The organism is Gracilimonas qinghaiensis (assembly GCF_046602855.1).
In the GTDB taxonomy this organism is placed as follows: Bacteria; Bacteroidota; Rhodothermia; order Balneolales; family Balneolaceae; genus Gracilimonas.
This window is the reverse complement of the sequence record NZ_JBKINJ010000001.1, coordinates 604,435-628,859: the sequence shown is the minus strand read 5'-3', so window position 1 is coordinate 628,859 and position 24,425 is coordinate 604,435. Positions and strand designations below refer to the sequence as shown.

General features: G+C 44.2%; 23 protein-coding genes. 15 read left to right on the top strand and 8 right to left on the bottom strand.

Annotated elements, in window-relative coordinates; translation table 11 throughout:
* Nucleotides 1-89 precede the first annotated feature (89 nt).
* From ccsA (ACKGJO_RS02875) to ccsA (ACKGJO_RS02860), 4 genes are all read right to left on the bottom strand, one after another.
* Nucleotides 90-2,594: a cytochrome c biogenesis protein CcsA gene (ccsA, locus tag ACKGJO_RS02875; protein WP_411321889.1), complete on the bottom strand. Its 2,505-nt coding sequence runs from the start codon at nucleotides 2,592-2,594 to the stop codon at nucleotides 90-92.
* Between the two features lie 90 nt (nucleotides 2,595-2,684).
* A complete protein-coding gene (locus ACKGJO_RS02870; protein ID WP_411321888.1) occupies nucleotides 2,685-3,080 on the bottom strand; it encodes a cytochrome c maturation protein CcmE domain-containing protein in 396 nt (131 codons plus the stop codon).
* Nucleotides 3,077-3,319 (bottom strand): CcmD family protein, encoded by a 243-nt coding sequence (locus tag ACKGJO_RS02865; RefSeq protein WP_411321887.1) that lies wholly within the window; start codon nucleotides 3,317-3,319, stop codon nucleotides 3,077-3,079. Before ACKGJO_RS02865 ends, ACKGJO_RS02870 begins: the two co-directional genes overlap by 4 nt.
* Nucleotides 3,320-3,377: 58 nt before the next feature.
* Nucleotides 3,378-4,034 carry a cytochrome c biogenesis protein CcsA gene (gene ccsA, locus ACKGJO_RS02860; RefSeq protein ID WP_411321886.1) on the bottom strand — a complete coding sequence of 219 codons (657 nt, stop codon included), beginning with the start codon at nucleotides 4,032-4,034 and terminating at the stop codon, nucleotides 3,378-3,380.
* A gap of 95 nt (nucleotides 4,035-4,129) precedes the next feature.
* Between ccsA (ACKGJO_RS02860) and ACKGJO_RS02855 the strand changes: the two genes are divergently transcribed.
* From ACKGJO_RS02855 to ACKGJO_RS02840, 4 genes are all read left to right on the top strand, one after another.
* On the top strand, nucleotides 4,130-4,474 hold the full coding sequence (locus ACKGJO_RS02855) for a YdbT family protein (RefSeq protein WP_411321885.1): 345 nt from the start codon (nucleotides 4,130-4,132) through the stop codon (nucleotides 4,472-4,474).
* Between the two features lie 120 nt (nucleotides 4,475-4,594).
* The gene (locus tag ACKGJO_RS02850) at nucleotides 4,595-6,952 is read left to right on the top strand and encodes a S9 family peptidase (protein ID WP_411321884.1); all 2,358 of its coding nucleotides are present in this window, start codon (nucleotides 4,595-4,597) and stop codon (nucleotides 6,950-6,952) included.
* Between the two features lie 152 nt (nucleotides 6,953-7,104).
* Entirely contained in the window at nucleotides 7,105-9,459 is a 2,355-nt protein-coding gene (locus ACKGJO_RS02845) for a S9 family peptidase (RefSeq protein WP_411321882.1), read from the top strand.
* A gap of 479 nt (nucleotides 9,460-9,938) precedes the next feature.
* On the top strand, nucleotides 9,939-10,490 hold the full coding sequence (locus ACKGJO_RS02840) for an REP-associated tyrosine transposase (RefSeq protein WP_411321881.1): 552 nt from the start codon (nucleotides 9,939-9,941) through the stop codon (nucleotides 10,488-10,490).
* 165 nt (nucleotides 10,491-10,655) lie between these two features.
* Here ACKGJO_RS02840 and ACKGJO_RS02835 read toward each other — a convergent pair whose 3' ends face one another.
* The 4 genes from ACKGJO_RS02835 to ACKGJO_RS02820 form a co-directional block, all read right to left on the bottom strand.
* Nucleotides 10,656-11,906 carry an MFS transporter gene (locus tag ACKGJO_RS02835; protein ID WP_411321880.1) on the bottom strand — a complete coding sequence of 417 codons (1,251 nt, stop codon included), beginning with the start codon at nucleotides 11,904-11,906 and terminating at the stop codon, nucleotides 10,656-10,658.
* Nucleotides 11,907-11,985: 79 nt separating this feature from the next.
* The gene (dut, locus tag ACKGJO_RS02830) at nucleotides 11,986-12,432 is read right to left on the bottom strand and encodes a dUTP diphosphatase (RefSeq protein ID WP_411321879.1); all 447 of its coding nucleotides are present in this window, start codon (nucleotides 12,430-12,432) and stop codon (nucleotides 11,986-11,988) included.
* On the bottom strand, nucleotides 12,429-13,244 hold the full coding sequence (locus tag ACKGJO_RS02825) for a DUF3108 domain-containing protein (protein WP_411321878.1): 816 nt from the start codon (nucleotides 13,242-13,244) through the stop codon (nucleotides 12,429-12,431). Before ACKGJO_RS02825 ends, dut begins: the two co-directional genes overlap by 4 nt.
* Nucleotides 13,241-13,600 (bottom strand): arsenate reductase family protein, encoded by a 360-nt coding sequence (locus ACKGJO_RS02820; protein ID WP_411321877.1) that lies wholly within the window; start codon nucleotides 13,598-13,600, stop codon nucleotides 13,241-13,243. The genes ACKGJO_RS02825 and ACKGJO_RS02820 overlap by 4 nt, the downstream gene beginning before the upstream one ends.
* 98 nt (nucleotides 13,601-13,698) lie before the next feature.
* Between ACKGJO_RS02820 and ACKGJO_RS02815 the strand changes: the two genes are divergently transcribed.
* The 11 genes from ACKGJO_RS02815 to ACKGJO_RS02765 all read left to right on the top strand — a co-directional run bounded on the left by ACKGJO_RS02815 (nucleotide 13,699) and on the right by ACKGJO_RS02765 (nucleotide 24,406).
* Nucleotides 13,699-14,199: a hypothetical protein gene (locus ACKGJO_RS02815; protein ID WP_411321876.1), complete on the top strand. Its 501-nt coding sequence runs from the start codon at nucleotides 13,699-13,701 to the stop codon at nucleotides 14,197-14,199.
* Nucleotides 14,200-14,317: 118 nt separating this feature from the next.
* The gene (locus tag ACKGJO_RS02810) at nucleotides 14,318-15,646 is read left to right on the top strand and encodes an APC family permease (protein WP_411321875.1); all 1,329 of its coding nucleotides are present in this window, start codon (nucleotides 14,318-14,320) and stop codon (nucleotides 15,644-15,646) included.
* 289 nt (nucleotides 15,647-15,935) lie between these two features.
* The gene (locus tag ACKGJO_RS02805) at nucleotides 15,936-16,583 is read left to right on the top strand and encodes a peptidase associated/transthyretin-like domain-containing protein (RefSeq protein ID WP_411321874.1); all 648 of its coding nucleotides are present in this window, start codon (nucleotides 15,936-15,938) and stop codon (nucleotides 16,581-16,583) included.
* A gap of 189 nt (nucleotides 16,584-16,772) precedes the next feature.
* Nucleotides 16,773-17,300, top strand: a complete 528-nt coding sequence (locus ACKGJO_RS02800) for a hypothetical protein (protein ID WP_411321873.1) — start codon at nucleotides 16,773-16,775, stop codon at nucleotides 17,298-17,300.
* Nucleotides 17,301-17,735: 435 nt separating this feature from the next.
* Entirely contained in the window at nucleotides 17,736-18,938 is a 1,203-nt protein-coding gene (locus tag ACKGJO_RS02795; RefSeq protein WP_411321872.1) for a hypothetical protein, read from the top strand.
* 229 nt (nucleotides 18,939-19,167) lie between these two features.
* Nucleotides 19,168-19,599 carry a hypothetical protein gene (locus ACKGJO_RS02790; RefSeq protein ID WP_411321871.1) on the top strand — a complete coding sequence of 144 codons (432 nt, stop codon included), beginning with the start codon at nucleotides 19,168-19,170 and terminating at the stop codon, nucleotides 19,597-19,599.
* Nucleotides 19,600-20,160: 561 nt separating this feature from the next.
* Complete coding sequence (locus ACKGJO_RS02785; RefSeq protein WP_411323270.1) at nucleotides 20,161-21,153, top strand: aldo/keto reductase; 993 nt, start codon at nucleotides 20,161-20,163, stop codon at nucleotides 21,151-21,153.
* A 419-nt stretch (nucleotides 21,154-21,572) separates the two neighbouring features.
* Complete coding sequence (locus ACKGJO_RS02780) at nucleotides 21,573-21,830, top strand: AbrB/MazE/SpoVT family DNA-binding domain-containing protein (RefSeq protein WP_411321870.1); 258 nt, start codon at nucleotides 21,573-21,575, stop codon at nucleotides 21,828-21,830.
* The gene (locus ACKGJO_RS02775) at nucleotides 21,824-22,159 is read left to right on the top strand and encodes a type II toxin-antitoxin system PemK/MazF family toxin (protein WP_411321869.1); all 336 of its coding nucleotides are present in this window, start codon (nucleotides 21,824-21,826) and stop codon (nucleotides 22,157-22,159) included. Before ACKGJO_RS02780 ends, ACKGJO_RS02775 begins: the two co-directional genes overlap by 7 nt.
* 182 nt (nucleotides 22,160-22,341) lie before the next feature.
* Nucleotides 22,342-23,064 (top strand): CPBP family intramembrane glutamic endopeptidase, encoded by a 723-nt coding sequence (locus ACKGJO_RS02770; RefSeq protein ID WP_411321868.1) that lies wholly within the window; start codon nucleotides 22,342-22,344, stop codon nucleotides 23,062-23,064.
* Between the two features lie 208 nt (nucleotides 23,065-23,272).
* Entirely contained in the window at nucleotides 23,273-24,406 is a 1,134-nt protein-coding gene (locus ACKGJO_RS02765) for a serine hydrolase domain-containing protein (protein WP_411321867.1), read from the top strand.
* Nucleotides 24,407-24,425: the final 19 nt, after the last annotated feature.

The following is a 24,425-nucleotide window of genomic DNA, read 5'->3' as shown; positions in this document are numbered from 1 at the left end:
TGATATCCCGGCTCGATGATCGAAATAAATATGAATATTGAACTGACTGTGATCAAGCATTTAAAACCGTTCTTCTGTAAAGCATGAGCTTAATCCGAGTTCTTTTCTTTCTCGCGACCCCAATGTCGGAAAATTGAGATGCTAAAGCCAATCATCAGTACAAATGTACCCGCCCAAACCACAGATATAAATGGCTTCTCATCGGCCACAACAAGCACCCACTCCGGTTCATACTCTTCTTCGAGTCCTGTAACCGTAAGTTCTATACTATTTTCCTGAGGATTTATCTGAGTGAACTGAAATTCCAGATCGAATTCTGAAGCAAAAGCCGGCGGAGAAAAGATATAACTCTGCCCGTTCTCCGTATAGACCGCAAACAAAGGATCAAGTGTGATCACTCTGTTGCTTGCCGGATGAATAAGTTCAACTTCTGCCCTTACTCCAATAGTGGTATTTGGTGGTAGTTCCGTGCTATCTGTTTGAATATAATTCACGAACCGTATGTTGTAGTTTCCTACCTCTATCGTTTGCCCCGGATTCATGTTAAAAGACTGTACGTTCACAGAATCCTCTTCACTTCCCAAAGAATCCTGTGCAGCGATATTCTGCATCATCTCAGCATTCTTTTTCACCCATTCATTTTGTTCCTCTACGTATGAGCTTCCGCCTACATAAAGATAGATATCACTCATTAAACCTGTTCTTACATCCGGGTCCACGGACCACTGGATGTTCTCCTGAGTACTTGAAGTAAGCATTGGGTACACCTCCGGATTCATGTAAAAAGGTTTACCTCCATCAATTGGCTCGAACCGGATCTTATATGTCTGCTGCCCTCTTCTGACGGTGTTATCCAGTTCATACCCTTCATAGGTCACCATATATCGATTATCTATCAGTATGGGTTCATTAAGATTCAGGAGCAACATTTCCTCTTTCTGGGTGACTTTAAATCCCTGTTCATCCATCACCTCACCTCTTTCGACAGCTGTGTTATAGTTCGCTGTTTTTTGATCCACCAAAGGTTCATTATAAGCGGAAGACGCCAGAATTCCCACCAACAAAAGTCCAAAGCCCACATGTGTCAATGAACCTCCAATAACTTTTGGATTGCGAACAGTGAGCTTTGTCATGATCCATGCATTACCAAAAATGGCAAAGAAACCACAGAACAGGTAAACCATATGGTACAGATCTCTGACATCACCAAGTATCACGCTTACTATCGTAACAGCACTTGTAACAAGCAGTGGATTGATCAATGCTGCGGCCAGTGACTCAGCATCATATTTGTTCCAGAAAAGGTATTGCCCCAATACCGTTAACAGGGCCATGATCATAACGATCGGCATACTCCAGGTGTTATAGAAGGAGATCTCAGGCGGAGTTGGGTTTTCAACAAATAGAAGACCTAAAATTGGAGAACTGGTTCCCAAAATGATCACCAAACCGAGAATCAGTAACATCATGGCACCCGTTACAGTCATAAACTCCCGACTCAGAATCTTAGATTCTTTATCAGGTGATGGAAGTTCTTTGTATCTCCAGAAGAACAAGCCGAGTCCCACTAATGTGACCACCAGCATAAACGCCAACAACTGATTATATAACCCCAGATCCACAAAACTGTGCACTGACGAGCTCCCTAAAATTCCGGAACGGGTCAAAAATGTTTCGTACACGACCGCTACATAAGCAAGTATGGCAAACAATATGGAAGATTTCTGGGCAATGGCACTTTTCCGCTGAATGATCATAGTATGGATACCGGCCGTTCCTATCAGCCATGGCACCAAAGAGGCATTTTCAACGGGATCCCAGGCCCAATAACCACCGAACGAAAGGGTCACGTATGCCCAATAGCCACCAAGGAATATAGCTGTCAGTAAAGCAACATTGGCACTTAGGGTCCACGGCAAAGCCGGACCTATCCACTTATGATATTGCTGTTTCCAGAGGGCCGCCATAGCAAAACAATAAGGGATCGTCATCATGGCAAAACCTATGAAAAGTACAGGCGGATGGATCATCATCCACGGACTTTTCAGAAGATCGTTGAGTCCGCTACCATCACTTGGTATAAAATCAGGATTAGACTGTAAAAACGGAGCATTCGGCATTTCCTCTGCTATGGTTCGGAAAGGTGAAGCACCGAGTTTCAATCCAAAAATATCCCAACCCAAAAGCATTGAAAGCAGAAACACCTGAGTCAAGGTCAGGAAGAAAAGAACAGGTGCTTTATAAGGTGCCCGTGTCCACTTCATAAGACCAAAGCCAAAGAAGGCAGAAAAGAGGATCCAGAGCATGAAGCTTCCCTCCTGCCCACCATAAAAAGCTGAGAACAGGTAACGGGGAGTCAGGTCCAGGCTGGTATAATTAAACACATAATAATACTGGAACTGATGCTGAAAGATCAGATAAATAAGGATTCCGGAAGCGATCACCAAAAAGGTAGTTTTGGCTGCAAAGAGCCAATTACCGATTTTAAGTGTACGGTTTTCATCTTTATTGGATGATATAAAATAGAAAACCATTGCCCCGATCGAAGTAATGAAAGAGGCTGATAATAATAGTTTACCTAGGATTCCAAGCATGGATGGGTATGATATTTTTTAGGTAGTGGCTCTTGATGAATTTGAGTGTGTAAGTATAGACAACTTCAGTGGTTGCATTCAGGTACTGTACTAGCCTGATACAGCTTCAGTGAACTGACCGGGATCCGCATCGTTGTACTTTGAGGGACACTTCATCAACATTTGATTTGCATAGAAGGTGTCTCCCCTCATTTCTCCGATTACAACAAGCTGATCAGCCTGTTCAAAATTATTCGGTTTGGGTTTAGAATAGACCACCTTTCTGGAAACTCCATCTTCATCCTTCATATAGAATGTAAAACGTTTGGTTTCTAAAGAGAATTCGGCTCCTTTTTCCGCATCCCATGTTCCGGGTATATGAGCTGTCGAACGCTCACCGGCTCCTTCAAAGGTTGTGTAGGTACTTATGCTTTCCCCAAAGTTATACATCAGTAATGATGTAAAACCAACGATGGCAATAATTCCAATGATCAGCTTTGGCTTCATGATTTTTTACTGTTTTGAATTTCCTGTTCAAGTTCACTGACTTTTCTATCAACTTTGAAAAGAAAGAAGATGAGTACAAGCCAAATGATAAGGCTGACTCCGAGTACAACAAAAATAAGATCGTTAGAGCTCATAAATTGTATAAATGCATTTGTTTCTTCACCTGATGCAGCTCCTGCCCACTGATCAGAGTATGCCTCTGTAAGGGTGTCAACGGAAGCTACTGAATCTTCTTGCATAGATTATTTTTTTATTCTGGATCAGATCGATCGTCGATCCAATGGTTATGCTTTAAAACTACGAATTCTCCAATTCAAGTTTTACCCTGTTATAACGATGATGAATATCATATATCCAGATACCAAGAGCGATAAACCCTATAAATGCGGGATACAGAATAAACCTTAATTCTTCGGCTGTAATTTCACTGAAAGCAGGATTTCCGTCAGCACCCGGATGCAGGCTTGTCAACTGCCTTGGCACCACATATAACAAAAATGGTATAGTGGTTACTGCAAATATGTTATAGACCGCTGCGAGTTTTGCCCGCTTCTCACGATCATCAAAAGCAGAACGTAACATAAAATAAGCCACATAGATCATCAGTGCGAGTGCAGCCAGATTCATTTTTGGCTCAGCAAATGTCCACCAGGAACCCCATGTAAATCTTGCCCAAAGTGAGCCGGTTAGCAGACCGCAAATGCCAAATGCCACACCCACCGTTGCCGCAGATGAGGCTTTGATATCAAATACAGGATCAGGTTCATTCAAATACTGAATGCTATACCAGAAGCTGATCAGAAAAAGTACGAACATCGTCATCCACATGGGCACATGAAAGAAGATATTCCGTGCTGTCTGTTCCAAAATAGGGATCTCAGGAATGTAAATCAGAAAACCGGCAGAAATGACAATGGTCATCCAGACGGCTACTACGTATTTCCAGATTTTCAAGAGTGTGTGAATTTCATTAACTATAACTGCGTTTGAAGGATAAAATATACAAACTTCGGCCCGATATTCTGAGTATAAAATCCGTAAAATCCGACATGCACAATCAGCAACGCCCGATCTTCCTAACTCCTTCTCCCAAAGCTTTTTTCCGGAGTTATATCGTTGGATTCCTTCTAAGCCCTTTTTTGATCGGTCTGTATTTGCTGTGGAAAACCGAACTCAAGCGGCGCCGTACCTCGTACAGGATCGGTATTGATATGCTCACCATTGTGGATGGGAAGTATTCCAGAAATATTGACCTTGATAATATTAGCAATATCGAGATCAGGCGCCGCCCTTTTAATATCGGCACTTTAATTGTGAGCACCTCCACACGAAACTATTCCCTTGTTGGATTACAGGAACCCGAAAGGATCGCAGAGATCATAATGGGCGCTTAAACCAAAGAGTTCAATCATTTGGAAGCACTCTCAAACACAATTTGATCAAATGTTTACAAGTGTTTTACAAAAATATGCCGTTTCTTTGTAGCCAGTAACTAAAACTATATCCAACTGTCTATGAATTCCCCAATATTGATGAAAGGATTTTTCTTTGCACTGATCCTGACTTTTACCGCAAACATTACAACCTTAGCTCAAGAGGCAAATTTTGAAGCTGCTGAGCGATTCACCGGCGATAAAATGGAGAAACTCATTGGTAATACCTCTGTTTATCCACGCTGGATCGAAGATACCAACAACTTCTGGTATCCTTTTGAAAACTCTGAAGGCAAGAACTGGTATTTCGTGAATGCCGAGCAAGCCTCTCAGCGCCTTCTCTTCGATCAGGAGAATATGGCTTCTCAGCTTACCCTGATCTTTGAACGTCCTTTCAATTCCAAAGACCTGGACCTGAAAGACTTTGAGTACGACACCGACAAAGAACGCTTCACCTTTCATGTAGACAGCATCGAATTCACCTATAACCTCAATGGAAATGATCTGATCAAAGGTGATTCCCTGAAAGAGGAAGAAGATGAGCAATGGGCAACCTACTCTCCAGACAGCACCTATATCGCCTTTGCCAAAGATCATAACCTATATGTGATGCGATCTGATGATGAGGACAGTACGGAAATACAGCTTTCTGAGGATGGCGAAAGATGGTTCAGCTATCAGGCCGATGAGGGTGACACTACCAGTAATGAAAGGCTCAGAACGAATGCACGATTTTTTGACGACGAGACAAAATTATATGTCACCCGAAGCGATATGCGTGAGGTTGACGAACTTTGGGTTATCAATTCACTGACTGAGCGACCTGAACTCGAAACCTATAAATACGGTATGCCCGGCGAAGATGAGATCGGCATCGATCATGTTGAAGTATTTGATATTGCCACTCGAAACCGGGTCCGCATGGATACCGACAAATGGGAAGATCAGGATCTAAGGGCAAATTTTGGAAATCATCAAACCGGAGATTACAGAGCCAGCAGCTCCGACAAACTCTACATTTATCGCGAAAATCGACTTTCTGATAAAGTTGACGTCCTAATAGGTGATACTGAGAGCGGAGAAACCGAAATACTTCTGAGTGAGACCAGCAAGCCTTACTTTAACTGGAGTTACCAGTATTTAGGCATCATGAATGATGGTGAAGAATATCTTTGGTGGAGTGAACGAACCGGATGGGGCCAGCTTTACAGATATGATAGTGAAGGCAATCTAATAAATCAGATCACTGACGGTAATTTTGTAGTTGGTGATGTAGTGAAAGTGGATACCGCCGACAAAAAGATCTTCTTTGAAGCCTTTGGCCGCGATGGTGACAATCCTTACCACAGCAACCTTTACAGCGTCGAATTTGACGGTTCCGACTTCAAGCACCTGACGCCCGAGAATGCCAACCATTGGATCTCAGAATCAGATGAAGACAACTATTTTGTGGATAACATCTCCAGAGTCGATCAGCCAACACGCACTGTTCTCCGTGATGAAAATGGCCGTGTTCGTCTGACCCTACAGGAAGTGGATATGACAGCTGCCGAGGAGATCGGTTGGGAAGCTCCGGAGGAATTCAAGATCAAAGCAGCCGATGGAGTCACCGATATTTACGGAGTGATGTGGAAACCATTCGATTTTGATTCTACCAAAAGCTATCCGATCATTTCTTATGTGTATCCGGGGCCACAGACAGAACCGTTTCCAACCAGTTTTTCCCTTCAGGGATACACAGGCCGAAATCAGGCCCTTGCTCAATTAGGATTTGTAGTAGTGGCATTCGGGAACCGGGGCGGTAGTCCGATGCGGTCCAGATATTACCACACCTACGGCTACGACAATTTGAGAGACTACCCGCTTGCTGATAACAAATATGGTATCGAACAACTGGCGGCCCGGCATCCTTTCATCAACGATGACAAAGTCGGGATCTTTGGTCATTCCGGAGGCGGATTTATGAGTACAGCGGCTCTTCTGACCTACCCTGATTTCTATACGGCCGCCGTTTCGTCAGCGGGTAACCACGATAATAATATCTATAACACCTGGTGGGGAGAAACACACCACGGAGTTACAGAAGTGAAAAAGACCGTGAAGGAAATGAATGGAGACAGCGTTGAAGTGGAGAAAGAAGTGATCGCATTTGAGAGTGAGATCAAGACCAATGCCGAGCTGGCTGAAAACTTGAAAGGACATTTACTGCTTGTTCACGGTGATATGGATAATAACGTACATCCGGCCAACACGCTTCGCTTGGTCGATGCCCTTGTTAAAGCGGGTAAGCGATTTGATATGATGATCCTGCCGGGTCAGAGACATGGTTTCGGGCCATATCAGCCTTATTTTGAGCGGCAGAAATGGTACTACTTTGCGCAGCATCTGCTGGGTGATTACCGGACTAATGTGGATTTTAATCTCCCCGAAGACGAGTAGAACTTTTCAACATCGAACAATGAACATTCAACGCCGAAGTGGGAAACTGCTTCGGCTTTTTTTATCCGTCTAATTTATTCAGATTTACATTTATATAAATTTTACAATAAAAACTCTTTACTTGGGTCGAACAATAAACTTAACTCATTCTCATGCTCATTAGATCTTTAAAATCACTGCTACCCATTGCCTTGCTCATGTTTGGGATGTCAACCTTTTCTTTGGCTCAGCAAGCCAACTTTGAAGCCGCAGAACGCTTTACCGGCGAAAAGATGGGAAAACTGGTCGGTAACACCTCTGTCTATCCACGCTGGATCGAAGACACCGATCGCTTCTGGTACACCTACGAAAATAATAACGGTAAGAATTGGTACTACGTAGACGCAGCACAACCTTCTCAAAGACTGCTGTTCGATCAGGAGGATATGGCCTCTCAGCTTAGCCTGATCTTTGAACGTCCCTTCAACTCCAAGGATTTGGACCTGAATGACTTTGAGTACGACACCGACAAAGAACGCTTTACCTTTCATGTAGACAGTATCGAGTTCACCTATAACCTCAATGGGAATGATCTGATCAAAGGGGATTCCCTGAAAGAGGAGAAAGATGAGAATTGGGCTACCTATTCACCCGACAGTACGTGGATCGCCTTTGCAAAAGATCACAACCTTTACGTGATGCGTGCTGATGATGAAGACAGTACTGAAATTCAACTTACCGATGATGGTGAACTTTGGTTCAGCTATCAGGATGAGGATGATGACACCACCTCAAACAAACGGCTCGAAGCTAACGTGAACTGGTTTGAAGACTCTGAAAAATTCTGGGTCAAGCGTCAGGATAAGCGAAAGGTCAAAGATCTCTGGGTCATTGATTCCTCAGGCGACAGACCTACGCTTGAAACCTACAAATATCCAATGCCCGGAGAAGAGGACATCTTCATAGATGAGATCAAGGTCTTCGATCCTGAAGCTGAAACCTCTGTAACCCTTGATACCGATAAGTGGGAAGATCAATCCCTTGGTGGCGCCTACTTCAATGGCGGTGGCATCTTCGAAACCGACACGTCCGATTTTCTTTATATCCTCAGAAGAGACCGAACTTGGAGCAAGATCGATGTGCTTAAAGCCAATACCGGCAGCGGTGAGGTCGAAGTCTTGTTTTCGGAGGAAAGTAAACCGTATTTCAATACCCGCTATGCTCAGCTGGCCATCATTAATGAAGGGGAAGAATTTATCTGGTGGAGCGAGCGCACCGGATGGGGCCAACTTTATCGCTACGACAGTGAAGGCAATCTTAAAAATGAGATCACATCAGGTTACTACACTGTCGGTGACATCGCTAAGATCGACACCACGGCTCAAACCATTTATTTCTCTGCCTACGGACGTGAAGCCGGTCAAAATCCCTATTTTGAAAACCTTTACTCGGTTCGTTTTGACGGATCCAGATTCAGACATTTGACACCTGAAGAGGCCAACCATAATATCTCTCCTTCCGAGGATGGCAATTACTTTGTCGATAATTATTCCAAAGTGGATCAGCCTACCACTACTGTAGTCAGAAATGCTGTCGGAGAAGTCACCTTACAGCTGCAACAGGTAGATATAAAAGCAGCAGCAGAAATTGGCTGGCAGGCTCCCGAAGAAATTACGGTGAAAGCTGCAGACGGGGCCACCGATCTATATGGCGTGATGTGGAAACCTTTCGATTTTGATTCAGACAAAAGCTACCCCATCATTGCCTATGTATATCCGGGACCTCAGACTGAACCTTTCCCCACCAGTTTCTCAGTGACCGGTTCGACCGGTAGAAATCAGTCCCTCTCTCAGCTTGGTTTTGTGGTAGTTGCTTTTGGTCAGCGTGGCGGCAGTCCTATTCGCTCCAAGTATTATCACAACTTCGGATATGGAGATATGAGGGACTATCCGCTGGCAGATAATAAATACGGAATAGAACAACTCGCTTCCAGACATTCATTCATTGATCAAAATAAAGTCGGGATCTTTGGGCATTCCGGCGGCGGATTTATGAGTACTGCCGCCCTTCTCACCTACCCTGACTTTTATGATGTAGCTGTTTCTTCTGCAGGTAATCACGACAACAATATTTATAACATCTGGTGGGGTGAAGTACACAGTGGTGTGAAGGAAAACCGCAAAACGGTTACCGAAATGAACGAGGACAGCGTGGAGGTTGAAAAAGAAGAGATCACCTTTCATGCCCCTGTTGAGACCAATGCCGCACTGGCTGAGAATTTAAAAGGGCACCTCCTGCTGGTTCATGGTGATATGGATAATAATGTACATCCGGCCAATACCCTTCGTCTTGCCGATGCCCTCATCAAAGCCGGAAAACGTTTTGATATGATGGTACTGCCGGGACGCCGACATGGTTTCGGACCTTACAATCCGTACTTTCAGCGTATGATGTGGTACTACTTTGCAGAACACCTGTTAGGTGACTACCGGACCAATGTGGATTTCAATCTCCCCGAAGACGAATAGAACTTTTCAACATCGAACATCCAATTAAAAGAACATTCAACGCCGAAGTGGGAAACCACTTCGGCGTTTTTATTCCAATCAAGCATACTAAATTCAGTGTTCAGTGCTGCATGTTCCCACAGATCTCTCAAATCTTAAAGTGAGCTAATGTGTTTTATCCGGTACAAAAATTGACCGAGCGCTGACTTAAGAATCCATAATTTAGACATGCATAGATCTTGTTCTTTGCCGTATTGGAAGTCGGAGACTTCCTGAGCATTCACTTTTCAGTCTCCGCTCCGCTCAAGACTTAAAAGATCATTGGGTCGGTTTTTAAGTCTTAGGTAGGCAAACCAAATGAAAAACCCCAAAATATATCTTAAGTCTTTAGCGAGTTGCTATAGCCTAAATTGGAAAAAAACCTGCCGAGCGTTGACTTAAGATTTCCGGCCCGGCAAGTCTCTGACTTGCATCATGGCACCCAAGTTTTATATTTGAGTATGACGGGGTTCAAAATATATAACCATCAACAAGCTCACTTCATCACCTTTGCTGTTGTAGACTGGATCGATGTATTCACCAGGCCGGCTTACAAACAAGTGATCGTGGATAGTTTATCCTTTTGCCAGAAAGAGAAAGGGTTGAGAATTCACGGCTGGTGCCTGATGTCGAATCATATTCATTTGATGGTAAGTGCCAAAAAGGATTACAACCTGTCTGACATCCTCAGGGATTTTAAAAAATTTACTGCTTATTCGATTTTGAATGACCTTCGATCAAATCCAAAAGAAAGCAGACGAAAATGGATGCTTTGGATGTTTAAAAAAGCCGGTAGCCTAAATTCGAATAATACCACCTATCAGTTTTGGCGCCAGGATAACCGGCCTATGGAAGTAAGGTCTAATTATTTCTTCAACCAAAAAATGAAGTATATCCATTACAATCCGGTAAAGGCGGGTTTCTGTAAAAAACCGGAAGACTATCCTTACAGTAGCGCGCAATGGTATGTCGATAAGACCGGATTATTGGATATTGATGAGATCCTGATTTGAGCTTCTTGAAGCTTTGATGGTTGCCTCAATGGAAGTCGCAGACTTCCTGAGCATTCACTTTCCAGTCTCCGCTCCGCTAAAGACTGAAAAGATTTTTAGAGGGGAATCAAACATTCTGAGTTGAATGTTGAGTGTTGAATGTTGGGTGTTCGATATTCTCGATATTCACCTGCTTTCCTGCCATTCTCTTTCATTTTTGGTGATGGTGAAACTCCACAGGATACCGCCAAGCGTCATGATTCCTCCGTAGACAAGAATAAGCGGTTTCACCGTCATAATATCGAATTCAAGTATGAGTGAAGCTATGGTAGTTGAGATCGAGCTGCCGATAGTGAATAAAAGCCATTCAGTACTGAATATCCTGCCGCGAAAGGTATCCTGCGTTCTTTTTTGAAGCAGGACCGTACTTGTGACCCAATTGGCACCCGATGCAGAATGAGCCAGCAAAACAAAGATCAGCATAAAAGTGAGGCTGCTCACAATACCAACGATCATGTACATCAACCCGCAGAACGTGATCGCCAGTCCCATGACCTTCACCCAGTCTTTTTCATCACTGAATAATCGGCGGCCGATAATTGGCCCGATGCCCGTCCCGATCCCCCGGGCAGCATACAGTAACCCCAGGCCGATACTACCCATCATGAGCACATCTTCATTCACAATGATGAGCAGATAAACCAGTCCTCCCAAAAATACGGTGGATGTTCCCTTGGCCAAAGAGGGCCTCAGGATGTGGCGGTTATCTAACAAATACCGGAGTCCCTCGCGAATGCCTTTAAAAGGATTGCGGGTCCGGTACATCTCTTCTTTGGATAAGCGTTTCTGCGGGATCACCGCTCTGTAGACAAACCATGCAGAGAGCACGTAAGTCAGCGAATCCAGGATCAGCACCATATCAGTTCCAAGCAGGTCGGTGGCAAAACCGCCTATGGCCATTCCGGTCGTGAAGATAATACTCCAGGTGGCGGTGGAAATAATATTGGCGTTGGTCAGGTTTTCTTCTGAGGTAACATTTGGTATTGAAGACGTCTTGGCCGGCTCAAAGACAGCAGACAACATCATTTGTATGGCTGTAAGCACGTAGGCGATCCAAAGCGTTTCAGGCGACCTGACCAAGATGATCCCCAGTACGGCTACTCCCCTCAGCAGATCGCACCAGATCATTAGTTTGCGACGGTTGAAACGGTCGGCCAGATAGCCGGCAAAAGGTGAGAAAAGGGCAAGGCTCAACATTTTCACAACAATGATCAACCCAAGCAGAAACTCCGAATCTGAATAGCGGGCAATGATAGCATACAAAGCCAGCAGCCCAAACCAATCCCCGAAATTTGAAACCGATTGTGATAACCAAAGCCGACGAAAGTCGTGGTTTTCCTTGATGAGATTAAGATACGGGCGGAGGTTGTCTAGCATGGTTTAGAGCCATCAGCTGTTAGCTTTCAGCTCAAAAAGTTCAGTGTTCTATGTTCCTTGTTCGATATTCAATATTCCCTTACTTAACGCCGGTACTCCCAAACCCGCCATCACCACGATCCGTTTCGTCCAGTTCATTCACCTGTACCACCGGAAATTGCGTAACCGGAGCGATCACCATCTGAGCAATACGGTCGCCGTGACTGATCTCGAAATCCTCCTCACCGTGGTTGATGGCTATCACCTTCACCTCTCCCCTGTAATCAGCATCTATGGTGCCGGGAGTGTTCAGCATCGTTATGCCATTTCGAATAGCCAGTCCGCTTCGGGGTCTGATCTGCGCTTCGTAACCTTCCGGCAAGGCTATCTGTAATCCGGTTGGGATCAGCTTCCTTTCTCCAGGCTTTAAAATGAGGGGAGCCTCCAGGGCTGCTCGAATATCCATGCCTGCCGATGCCATGGTCTCATAACTAGGAAGAGGCAGATCGCTGCCATGTTCAAGCTTTTTGATCAATACCTTTTTCATAGATCCTCGCGTGTGTATTCTATAAGTTTAACCTTCACATTTCCCCAGAGCACCTTGACCCGGGCTTCAAGAGGAATCCTGAGGTCGTCATTCATGAACCATGCCCTGAAATCACCGCTGAAGCCAAAAGGGCCTTCGATATTTTCGGTACTGCCCTCAAGCATATAAGCCTGAATAGGCTCGTCGAAAGCTTCGTAACGGCGCTCATCAAGTTCGGCGGAGTTTTTACCAAAGATGTAGCCCTTTTTCTTGGTCACATACACCGGCAGTGTAAAGTCTTCATCCGTTCCGGCGTGCATCCTTGAGACGTAAAAGATAAGATGACCTGATGTGGCAGGGTCTTCCAGATCAAGGGTATCGCGACTCCCGTCTTCCTCTTTGTAATAAACCTTACCCAGGTCTCTGTCGAACCAATACTGTATCTCGTCCATCTCATTCTCATCGATGTTATCCTTCCAGTATTTATCTTCAACCGGCCAGCCGTCATCGTTCACGTGAAAGATACTGTGCAACTGATCCAGCTCTTTCCCCATAAAAGGGATCCTGGAATTCGATTCGATCTCTGTGAGTATGTGTTTGCGCTCCTGATCCTGATACAGCGTATCGCTCAGAAGCTCCACGTTAACCCATCCCAGTTTCAGAAAACCGTATTTTACTTCATAACGGAAGGTTTCTTTTACGGTAAAGAAGTCCTCCATTACCGGAGGCGTATCTTTTTCAGATGGATAGAGATCCTGAGCCAAAAGCGGACTCAACATTCCCGCCAATAAAAACAGGACCGTCAAAAATGTAGCATGCTTGCGTGATCTCATTGGCTTTCCTCGGGTTCAACGACAAACGTTTCAAAAGAATCCTCATCATATCCAACCAGCACGGCTTCATCTTTGATAAGTACCGGGCGCTTGATCATGACCTGATGCTCCAGCAGCTGCTCGAACAATTCCTCATCGGTGAGGTCCTTATTCGCCAGACCGAGATCCCTCCATTTTCTGCCTCTCTTGTTTACCAGCACATCCAGTCCCACTTTGATCTCCAGTTCCTTGAGTTCTTCCCGTGTAAGCGGCGCCTTTTTTAAATCAATGAATTCGTACTCAACGTCGTGTGAGTCCATCCATTTTTTGGTATCGCGGATCTTGTTGCAGTTGTTAATTCCCACTATATGCAGCATGGTATTATTAAGTAAAAGATTTTTGTATTTTCGATGCCTAAAGATACGGTTTGTTCTCGCAAATTCGAACGTATTGAAACCTAAGTTCTTGCCTTTTTATGAAGAAGTTTTTTTTGATCGGTCTGTCACTCCTTATTTTTGTACTTACAGCATCCTGTACCCGCAATAACGCCCAGCGCGATTTTGAGCAGGATGCCTATTCAGCTCCGGCAGGTTATACTGAAACCACAGCCCAGGCTGAGATCATTTCCCTGGATGAGGACGACTGGAGAACCTCTCCGCTGTATCAGGGTCTTGTAAATATAGTACCTGCATACCCTAATCCTGTAGCGACCAATCAACAGTTTTATCTTGAAATTGAATCATTATTCAATAATTCAATTAATGGTTTTGAAGTGATAGTGCGTCTTCCAAATAACGACCTTTATACATTATATCAGGAATTTGATACCCCACTTCCAAGTCTCAAAACCATATTACTTGATCCTCTTGAACTAGGTATTGATGGATCACCCGAAGCCGCTCGTGGCCTCAAAAGAATCTATATATTTGATCTCGATGGCCAGATGATCTCCTACGGCGACATCATGGTGGAATGAGCGGCAGGGAATATCCAATAACGAATAGCCAACATCCAATTTCCAAGGTATCCCCTTCATCATTGGATATTCCGTGTTGGATGTTGGATATTCAATGCCTTCTTTTTAATACCTCCACATGAACCACCCCGTCTCTACTTCCGGTGAACAAGAAAAACTGCCACGCAACCTAGGCCTTTGGGGCTTGTGGATGCTGGTGGTGAATGGTTTTGTGGGAGCCGGTATCTTTGGCTTGCCAAGCGGGGCGTATGACCTGGCCGGAGAATACAGTATATACATTTATGTGGCCTGTGCCCTGCTCATGCTGCCCGTGATCCTGAGCTTTGCCGAACTGGGGAGTTATTTCAGGGGTACCGGCGGACCCATCAAATACGGAACTGAAGCTTTTGGTCCCTTTATCGGCTTTCAGGCCGGCTGGCTGTTCTATGTGGCCCGACTCATTTCCTTTGCCGCCAACTCCGTACTGCTCACCGACAGCATTGGGTATTTCTTTGATTTTGCCACAGGCGGAACCGGACGGCTCATTACCCTGGCCGTTATCATCGGCGGACTGACCCTGGTGAATGTGCTGGGAGCCGTGGAGTCCATCCGGTCACTCGCACTTTTTACGGTGCTTAAATTTTCCATTCTGCTGTTTCTGGTGTTTGGCGGACTGACGGTGCTTGGCAGCGAGGTCGCTCCCACTTTTGAAGGCCCCATTCCTCCGGTATCCGATCTTGGAGCCGCTGCCCTGCTACTGATCTATGCCTTTGTAGGATTTGAAGGTGCCGTGGTCCCCGCCGGCGAAGCAAAACAGCCCGAACGCGATATGCCGCTGGCCCTTCTCTTGGGATTAGGTTCGGTTGTGGTCCTGTACATGTTCATTCAGCTGGTAGCGCAGGCCGCCGTGCCTAATCTAGGTGAAACCACTTCCCCACTGCTCGATGCCTCCGGGATCCTTTTTGGCCCCATTGGTGCCCTCATCCTGATGATCGGCGTGGTGGCTTCAGTGACCGGAAATCTGGTCAGTACCATGTTCTCAACCCCGCGTCTCACCTATGCACTTTCTATCGAAGGTTCGCTGCCCGAATGGTTTGGCCGGGTTCACCCAAAATTCCTGACGCCCACCAACTCCGTGATCTTCTTTGGGGTTCTGACCTTTATCTTCGCCGCCCTCGGCTCCTTCACCTATCTCGCCGCCATGACCGTACTGTCCCGACTGTTCCTCTTCATCATCAGCTGCGGAGCCATTCCGAAACTGCGACCCCGTTTTAAAGACCAAAGCCCATTTATCCTCAAAGGCGGGTACCTCATTCCTGTCCTTGGAATTCTCGCCTGCATCTGGCTCATGCTTCAGGTTAGCTTCAGTTCCATCTGGCTCACTGCGCTCTTCATCGCCATCGGTACGGGGTTATACTTATTAAGCAAGACAAAGTCCCGAGTTAAAGGAACATCCAACACCCAATAACCAATATCCAATATCCAAGTTTTCCCTTACTTCATCATTGGATATTCCGTGTTGGATGTTGGATATTCATCTCTCTTAAGCTCTTATGTTGACTTTACTTCCAAAGATGGTATTTTAGGAAAAGTTTTCGGATCTTATGCGAACACGTTATACGAATAACAGTTCGGATAACACTCCAATGATCACATTATGCGAATAAGAAGGGTTAAATAAGCGGGTCCAAGTAATTTTACACGGTTCGCACTAACAAGCCCCTCGTTCGGATAATATTATGTTATGTTGCTTAAGAATGAGATTAAAAACTTTCATATTACTTACAGCTAGTATTCTAAATTTTTCAATTCTTGCAGTCGCTCAACAAACTTATACAGTAAAGGGATTTGTAGTTGATAGTCATTCGAATGAAGCAGTAAAAGATGCTCAAGTTTGGCTATATGGAAAACAAACAGGAGGCATAACTGATAGCCATGGTCAGTACGAATTCAAAGTATTCAAAATGTATTCCGACACCAGGTTATATGTCAGAGCTTGTGGTGATAAAATAGCAACCAGTAAGCTCGTCAGTTTTGGAGCAGATACTCTAATTCAAGTTGATTTTAGTATAAATGGAATCGAAAATGATTGCATTAAACCGCCAAACATTCCATGGAAAGTTAGCCCCTCTGAATATGAAAATTATCAGGGTTATTTAATTTTAGATATGCATGGTGTTTTTATAAGAACATGCAGAGGCAATTCATATAGTCCAGTTTGGCCATCAGATTTCAGAATGAAAGGTATTTGGCCTGATAACTCACAATATGGGGATAGCTTGTTTATTCAACTCGAAGGTCGATTGGATCCTTATTCTAAAGATATTGTCCCTTTTCAAAATTTATATGTTGGTAAAATAGATTCAATTAGCTCAATCAAAACTGCGAAATGCAATAAAAACTAAAATCGCAACATAACAAAGCAAATCAAGCGGACGCGTTTGCGTTTAGTTACTTACATTCAACAACTTAGCCGCGCCGCTTATTTACCAAACCGTTATACATAATTGATTACAAATAAAATCAGGAATAATTTATATTGAAGTATGTGATTATTATTACTTCAATCCAATTAAAATTGGTTGCAAGATTTGATGAAAAAATCAGTAATATTTATTTTGGCACTTCTGCTTTCTCCATTTTGTACTAGTGCACAATCTGCTCAAGCAGTGATGGAAGTTAAAGTTGAAATTGTTTCTGAAAAAGGCATTGAACTACTCAATATCAAAATTGATACACCTGAAAAAAGCATTGAAAAAGATATTACACAACCGATTTTTTCTGGGACAGCTAATGAATTGATTGAAAAGGAAGTTGTTCTTTTTTACAAAATAATCAATCGCCCAAATCAGAAACTGATAGTTGAATTAGATACAGTTCAACAATTCAAAAATAGCAGCAATGATAAGATTTTCTTTACAATTCACTCAGTAGGATATTCACATACTCCAGATAAAGATTCAATAAAGTATTTTACAGAAATTGACTGTAATGAGTTAACAACTGATAAAGATGGAAAAGCCTATTTATATGTAGATGGTCATTTCTTTTTCCCAGAACCAGTGAATGGTGAATTTAGTAATACTATACAGTTCACTGCTTTGCAATGTCATAAAATGTGAAAATCAGGTATAACCCGCGCATTAACGCGGACGCACCTCGCCCTCTCTTGCTCGTTTTGTTTTCTTTTTGCTAAATAGTAAACCGTAAATTGAGTTAACAACAATACGTGCGCCGGTTATGCGCAATGTCGTTTTCCCCTAATTTTGAGAGCCATGCCACGACCAATCCATGATCAAAATTCCCAAGTAATTCGAGACCATTTAGAGTTACCGGGTATCTGTCCGAATGCCCACTCATGCTGTGCACTCGCACATGCTGATGCAGAAGACGGCATGTCGTTCTCCTTCAGCCCGAGCCACCTGCTTTATTCAGTCACACTACCCTGGATCCGCAATTTCAAGAAAAGAATAAAAAATATTACGACCGTGGTATGTCTGATCGTATTTATATGGTTCTGTGCTGCCGTCAACCCTGTGTCAGCACAGGAGACAGCAATGGCAACACCTACCCGGATCGCGCTCTTCCTCGACTGTGACTTCTGCGATGAGGCGTTCATACGTCAGGAGATGCCTTATCTGGATCACGTCCGAGACCGTGAAGTCGCCGATGTTCACGTTCTCGTCACCCGGGAGGGCACGGGATCAGGTGGTGAGGCACGGACCATCGATGTCATCGGCCTGGGCATCTTCGATGGGCTGGATTTCTCGACCGTCTTCAATGCACCTGCCGACGCCACTGAGGCCGAAGATCGGGACGGATTTCTCCGAACCCTTGAAGCCGCGCTCGTGCCGTACCTGATGCAGACTCCCATACGAGACAGACTGCGTGTGGTTATCGCGCCATCCAAAGTATCCACCGCCGGACAGACCCTGACAACGGAAGACCCCTGGAACCATTGGACGATCGAAGTCTATGCCGATGGCAGCGCCGACTTCGAGTCCCAGCAGCGCTCTTTCGACACCCGATACGGGGTGTACGTCAGCCAAGTGACTGAGGATTGGAAGCTTCAGTTCCGGCCCTTTTTTAACTACAACTACGATCGATTTGAACGTGAGGAAGGAACGATCACGAGCACGGCCCGACGCGACGGATTCACCAGCTATGCCGTACGGAGCATCTCGCCGCACTGGTCGGCCGGTGCATACGGAGATATTCTTACCTCGACGTTCTCTAACGTGGACTGGCGCTACCGTTTCATGGGCGCAGTGGAATGGAACCTCTACCCTTACCGCGAAGCGAATCGGCGACAGCTGACGGTTGCTTATCGCCTGGGCGCCTCGCATATCACCTATCGAGACACTACGATCTATAACGAAATCGAACAAGTGCTTCCACAGCATTTACTCAACGCAGGATACGAAGTCGTCCAGCCATGGGGAGGGATCGAAATAGGCGTTAATGCCTCGCAGTACCTGCACGACCTGTCTCGTAACAGTCTTCAGTTTGATGCGGAGTTCGAAGTTCGTATCACGAGAGGGCTTTCCGTCGAGATTGGTGGCTTCCTTGAACTCATCCACGATCAGATCAACCTCCCAAAGGGTAACACAGACCTCGAAGATGTGCTCCTGCGACGGAGACAGCTCGAAACCAACTACGAGGCGGGCATCAGCTTCGGATTCCGCTATCGCTTCGGCTCGCTTCTCAACAATGTCGTCAACCCGCGCTTTGGAGGTATCGGCAACCGGGACCGATTCTGACCCGAGGACTTTGAATTAACCAACAGTTAAAACCAACAACACAGTAACCTTAACCACAGTATCCATGTTCTTAGAATACAATTTTTACATCATCTTCGGGGCACCTCGTTCCCAACCACCCGGTTGGGAACGCCTGGCAGGACCTCCCGGTCCAAACGCATTATTGCAGCGAAATCAGAATTAACCAAGAGGCAAAACCAACAACACAGTAACCTTAACCATAGTATCCATGTTCTTAGAAAATAATTTTTACATCATCTTCGGATCCTCTTTATTTGTGGTCTTGCTCTTTATTATCGCTTTCAAGTTCTGGGAAGGCAAGCCCGACAACGAATTGGATAAAGCTATCTCAGGACTCAAGATCAATATTTTCATGGTTGGGTTTTTGTCTCTCGTCCTTTGGTTTCTGCTTCCCTCCACCCCATCCCTGCAATCTTTTGGATTCCCGCAAACGGTCGGTGACGTTCAGACAAGTGAACAGATCCTGAACTACCTACAGGAATACAATCAAGCCATCGTTCGCACCACGGATGTGGTCTACTGGTTCATATTCGTATTTGTCTGGGGATTTTTATCCTCTCTTTACACCGTCATCAAAACCTTCAAAAGCCTGAAGGGTAAGGAATACTTTGGGAAGGTGAGGGAGCAGTATGCTGAATAGGCAGGTTTAGCAATCAGCAAGATGAAGGTTACACATCCATAAATTGGTCATTCGGTCCATCGGTCACTCGCAAATCACCTACCCTTACCCTGTTATTGAAGCCTGAGCTAAGCAAAGAGTTCGAAAATCGTCATTTCGCGGTGAATGCCTGCCTTTACCGTCAGGTAGGCCCGAAATCTAATGGGTTGATTAAGCTTGTACCTTTGAAGCAATGGCACCTACTATATTTCCGCCTTCGCGGGAATGACCGGCCTGGGATGTTTGACCTGTATCCATTTATACCTCGGTCCCCGGTCTTCCGTCCTCGGTCCATCGGTTATTCGCAAATCAAAGCACACCCATTCATCGTTGAATATCTTGTGTTGGATCTTCATCCATCTAATTGCTTTATAACACCTTCATAATACATTTGTAAACTCTTTAATTAAAAACTGAGAAGTTTTATTTCAAAGAACACTTTTTTTCATGGAATAAGACAAATTTTTTCATCGAAGATCCAATATCTCTCTTTCATTCTGAATACAATAAACTAATTAATTAAAAAAACTGAAGATCATGAGTATAGAACACAAAAGACTTGGGAGACACGGTGTACTCGTTAGCAATATTTGTCTTGGAACGATGAATTTTGGCTGGAAAACGAGTGAAGAAGACAGTTTCAAGATCATGGATCGTGCATTGGAGTTAGGCATTAATTTCTTTGATACCGCTGATGTGTATGGATGGACGGAACAGCATGGATATACAGAGGAAATAATAGGCCGATGGATAGCCCAAGGCGGCGGAAGAAGAGATGCTATTGTGCTCTCAACCAAAGTGTATAACCCGGTTGATCGAAAAGAAAATTTATCTGAAGTAAACAGTGACGGACGTAGCCTGAGTGCTTACAAAATCCGGAAACATTGTGAAGGCAGCCTCAAACGGTTACAGACAGATAGAATTGATCTGTATCAGATGCATCATATTGATCACAAATGCCCCTGGGATGAAACATGGCAAAGCTTTGATACATTAATTAAACAGGGTAAAGTTGTGTACGTTGGATCAAGTAATTTTGCGGGATGGGACATTGCAACAGCTTGCCAGGAAGCATCCAAACGCGGAATGTTAGGTTTGGTTAGCGAGCAAAGCATTTACAATCTTGATAATAGAATGCTCGAATTAGAAGTTATTCCCGCATGCAGACATTATGGACTTGGTTTAATTCCGTGGAGTCCTTTAGCGGGTGGTTTACTGGGCGGTGCACTCCAAAAACAGAATGAAGGACGACGCGCCGATGAGGAATCTGTGAAAGAGATTGAAAAGAAACGCGATCAGCTTGAAAAATTTGAAGCTTTATGTAAGAAAATTGGGCATCCGCCAGCGGAAATAGCATTAGCCTGGTTGCTTCACAATCCAATTGTGACTGCACCCATTATTGGTCCAAGAACCGTTGAACAGCTAGAAAGTGCCGTCCGCGCTGCCAGTATTCAACTGGACGATGAAACACTCGAAAAACTGGATGAGATCTTCCCGGGTCCCGGTGGCGAAGCTCCGATGGCATATGCCTGGTAGTTACGTTTATCCTCCATGTTCTTGTTTATTCTCGTTTCGGAGCTCTGCTCCGGAATGCCCCGGCAAGGCTACGCCTCCAAGGTGTTCTTATATGTGAGAAAGTTAGAGCTTTGCAACAAGCAAGATGATAGTTAGGCCCCATAAATCGGTCATTCGGTCTATCCTCCATTCGCAAATTATCAACCCTAGCTCTGTTCTGGAAGCTGGAGCTTCCGGGACTGTGTTACTAAGCCGGTGCAATGCAACGATAATAAGAAGGGTTAAATAAGCGGGTCCAAGTGGTTTTACACGGTTCGCCCTAACAAGCCTATTGTTCGGACGATATTATGTTAAGTGGCTTAATAAAACTTCTTTTCTTTCGTTGAAATGTAAATACATTGTAATTATATTGAAGTGTAAATTCACAAGATGTCGAGGCCATGAAAACAAAAATAATTCGTATTGGGAACTCTCAGGGAGTTCGAATTCCAAAACCTCTGATTGAAGAAAGCGGAATTACCGAAGAAATCGAGATGATTCTCAGAGACAATGAGATTGTTCTTCGTTCTGCTGAAACCATTCGTAAAGACTGGGAAGAGTCATTCAGAAAAATGGCTGAACAAGGCGATGATGTCTTATTAGATCAAGAAGAAATAGAAAATCCATCCGATTGGGATGAAGCTGAGTGGACATGGTAGAAAGAGGCTCGGTGCGAAGGTTTGAAGTACATCTGATTTCACTCGATCCAACAAAAGGTTCTGAAATCAGAAAAACTCGTCCCTGTCTAATCATTTCCCCGGATGAAATGAATAGTCATATCAGAACCATCATAATCGCACCGATGACATCTACAATTAAAAATTACCCAACACGGGTTACGACTACCTTTCAAGGTAAAAAAGGGCAGATAGTTTTAGATCAAATACGTACAGTAGATAAAAGTCGGTTGGTAAAAAAACTTGGCTCAATCAGCAGTTCAGCCGAAGAGAAAGTACTCAGTGTGTTGCAAGAAATGTTTGCTCCGTAGATTCGCCCACTTAACCAGCGGTTCGTGCGGACTTGTTTTGGCTTCCGGTCTTTGGAACATTTGTCGCCTCGCAGCACAACCGCAAGACCGTTATAGGGCTTTCAATAAAAATTTTGCAACATACATACATTGGGGACGTAAATAGCCGAGTTAAATAAAGACAATAATTGGCCCAATAATCTATGCCATTTACACTGCTACTCGTTCTGGTACTCCTCATTCTAACCTGGCTGTCCATTTACCTGCTTGAAAAAAGGAATATCTATAAATCTTGGATAACTCCGGGGAGTCAACGTATTAATGAGTTTGTTCTTGGCTTATTTTTAATGGGGCTGCTTTGTATAGTTTCCCAAATTTTTCTTTCTCTCATAAGCGACACCAGCTGGATTATCTCAGAAGATATAACGATGAGTAAATTCTTATACGCCAGTGCTTTTGATATCAATTCGGTACTCTTTGAAGAATTGTTGTTTCGTGGCGTCTTACTGTACGGTCTCATTAGATTAACTAATCATCACAAAGCAGTAATAATTTCGGCTGTAGCCTTTGGAATCTATCACTGGTTCACCTATGGAGTCCTGGGTAATATATTGGGTATGGTGCTTGTGTTCATTACAACGGGGTTTATGGGATATGTTTTTGCCAAGGCTTACGTAAAAACTAAATCAATCATACTTCCCATTGGCCTGCACTTGGGCTGGAATTGGATCAACAATAGTATATTCTCAAATGGCCCAAATGGGACTGTGCTTTTAGCACCAAATCAGACTGTTGAACTAGAAGGCTACTTCGCAATTATTTCTTTCTTATGGTATTTAATTATACCAGCAGTAGTACTAATAATTCTAAAAACGGATATTTTTGATAAATTAATGTTCAGATCATCAATTAAACCAGCAACCTGATCGCCCTATAACCCGCGCATTAACGCGGACTGGCCTCGCCAATTCTTTGCCACTCTTGGTTTTAAGTCTCTTCTTTCGTTAGCTGCTAATTCAACAGTAATCCGTACGTCGGTGATAGGCAATGTTGTTATCCGGAACCGTATAAACTGCAACTAAACCTTCAATTCTTCGTAGCGTCCACAGAATTTCAAACAAGCTTTTACCACCCTTGCGATATATAATTTTAGCGATACTTTTATCCTTTCCATCCTTAGCAATTTCTCAAAATGTAGGTCAACTAAAAGATGCTGAGCAACGGTTTAAGACATTCTCTATAGAATTAGATTCCTTGCGTAAAGCAAATCATATTCCCGGCCTTGCTGCTGCCGTGGTAAAAGATCAAGAGGTCGCATGGTCTCAAGGTTATGGAAGCTCCCATTTTGATACTGGAGACGGTGCTTCTTTTAAAGCTGCTACAGCTGACACACCATTCTGGATTGCGTCGGTCACAAAAACATTTTTAGGGCTGCTATTTCTTCAACTTGAAGAACAGGGCAAAATTGACCTGAATAATAAGATCAACGATATGCCCGGCTGGAACAGCTTTTGCAGTTGGCTCACAAATTCTGAAATTGTTTTTGGCCGGAACCTTCATTGTAATAAGCCGATCACAATTCGAAACGTCCTGAATCATACCGTAAATGGTGAGCCGGGAACCGATTTTATGTACAACCCTATTATGTATTCACGGCTTTCCAGATACATTGAATATGTCTATGGCAACCCTGTCTCAGCTGCAGAAGGTCGCCAAAATACAATGGCACAACTAATACAGGAAAACATTCTTGGTCCCACAGGCATGGATCGAACGATGTCCAGCATGTGGCAGCGCAACAAAGCATTGGTATTTTTTGACATGGCTCAAGGATTTGAACATAAGGATGGAAGGTACGTTCGCAAAAAGCATATCGAACGACATCTTGCCGGTGGTGCGGGTATTGTCTCGACGGTAAATGATCTTGCCAAATATGACATCGCTCTTTATACGGGAAAACTTGCCTCAGATACGGTGATTGAAAAACTATTTACCCCTGCTGTTGCTCCAGATGGAATATCCCTTCCCTATGCTTTCGGCTGGTATGTGCAAGAGTACAAAGGTGAAAAGCTCATCTGGCATTCCGGCTGGGATGAAAAGGCCGGTTTTTCAGCCCTTTATTTAAAAGTTCCCGGCCGCGACCTCACTTTTATAGTACTAGCAAATAGTGAAGGCATGTGGTGGGGTAACCCTCTGGATAAGGCAGAAGTTGAAAGGTCGGTCTTTGCACAATTATTTCTGAATCATTTTGTCTTCAATACTAAATAAAAATCTCGTACCTCATTAC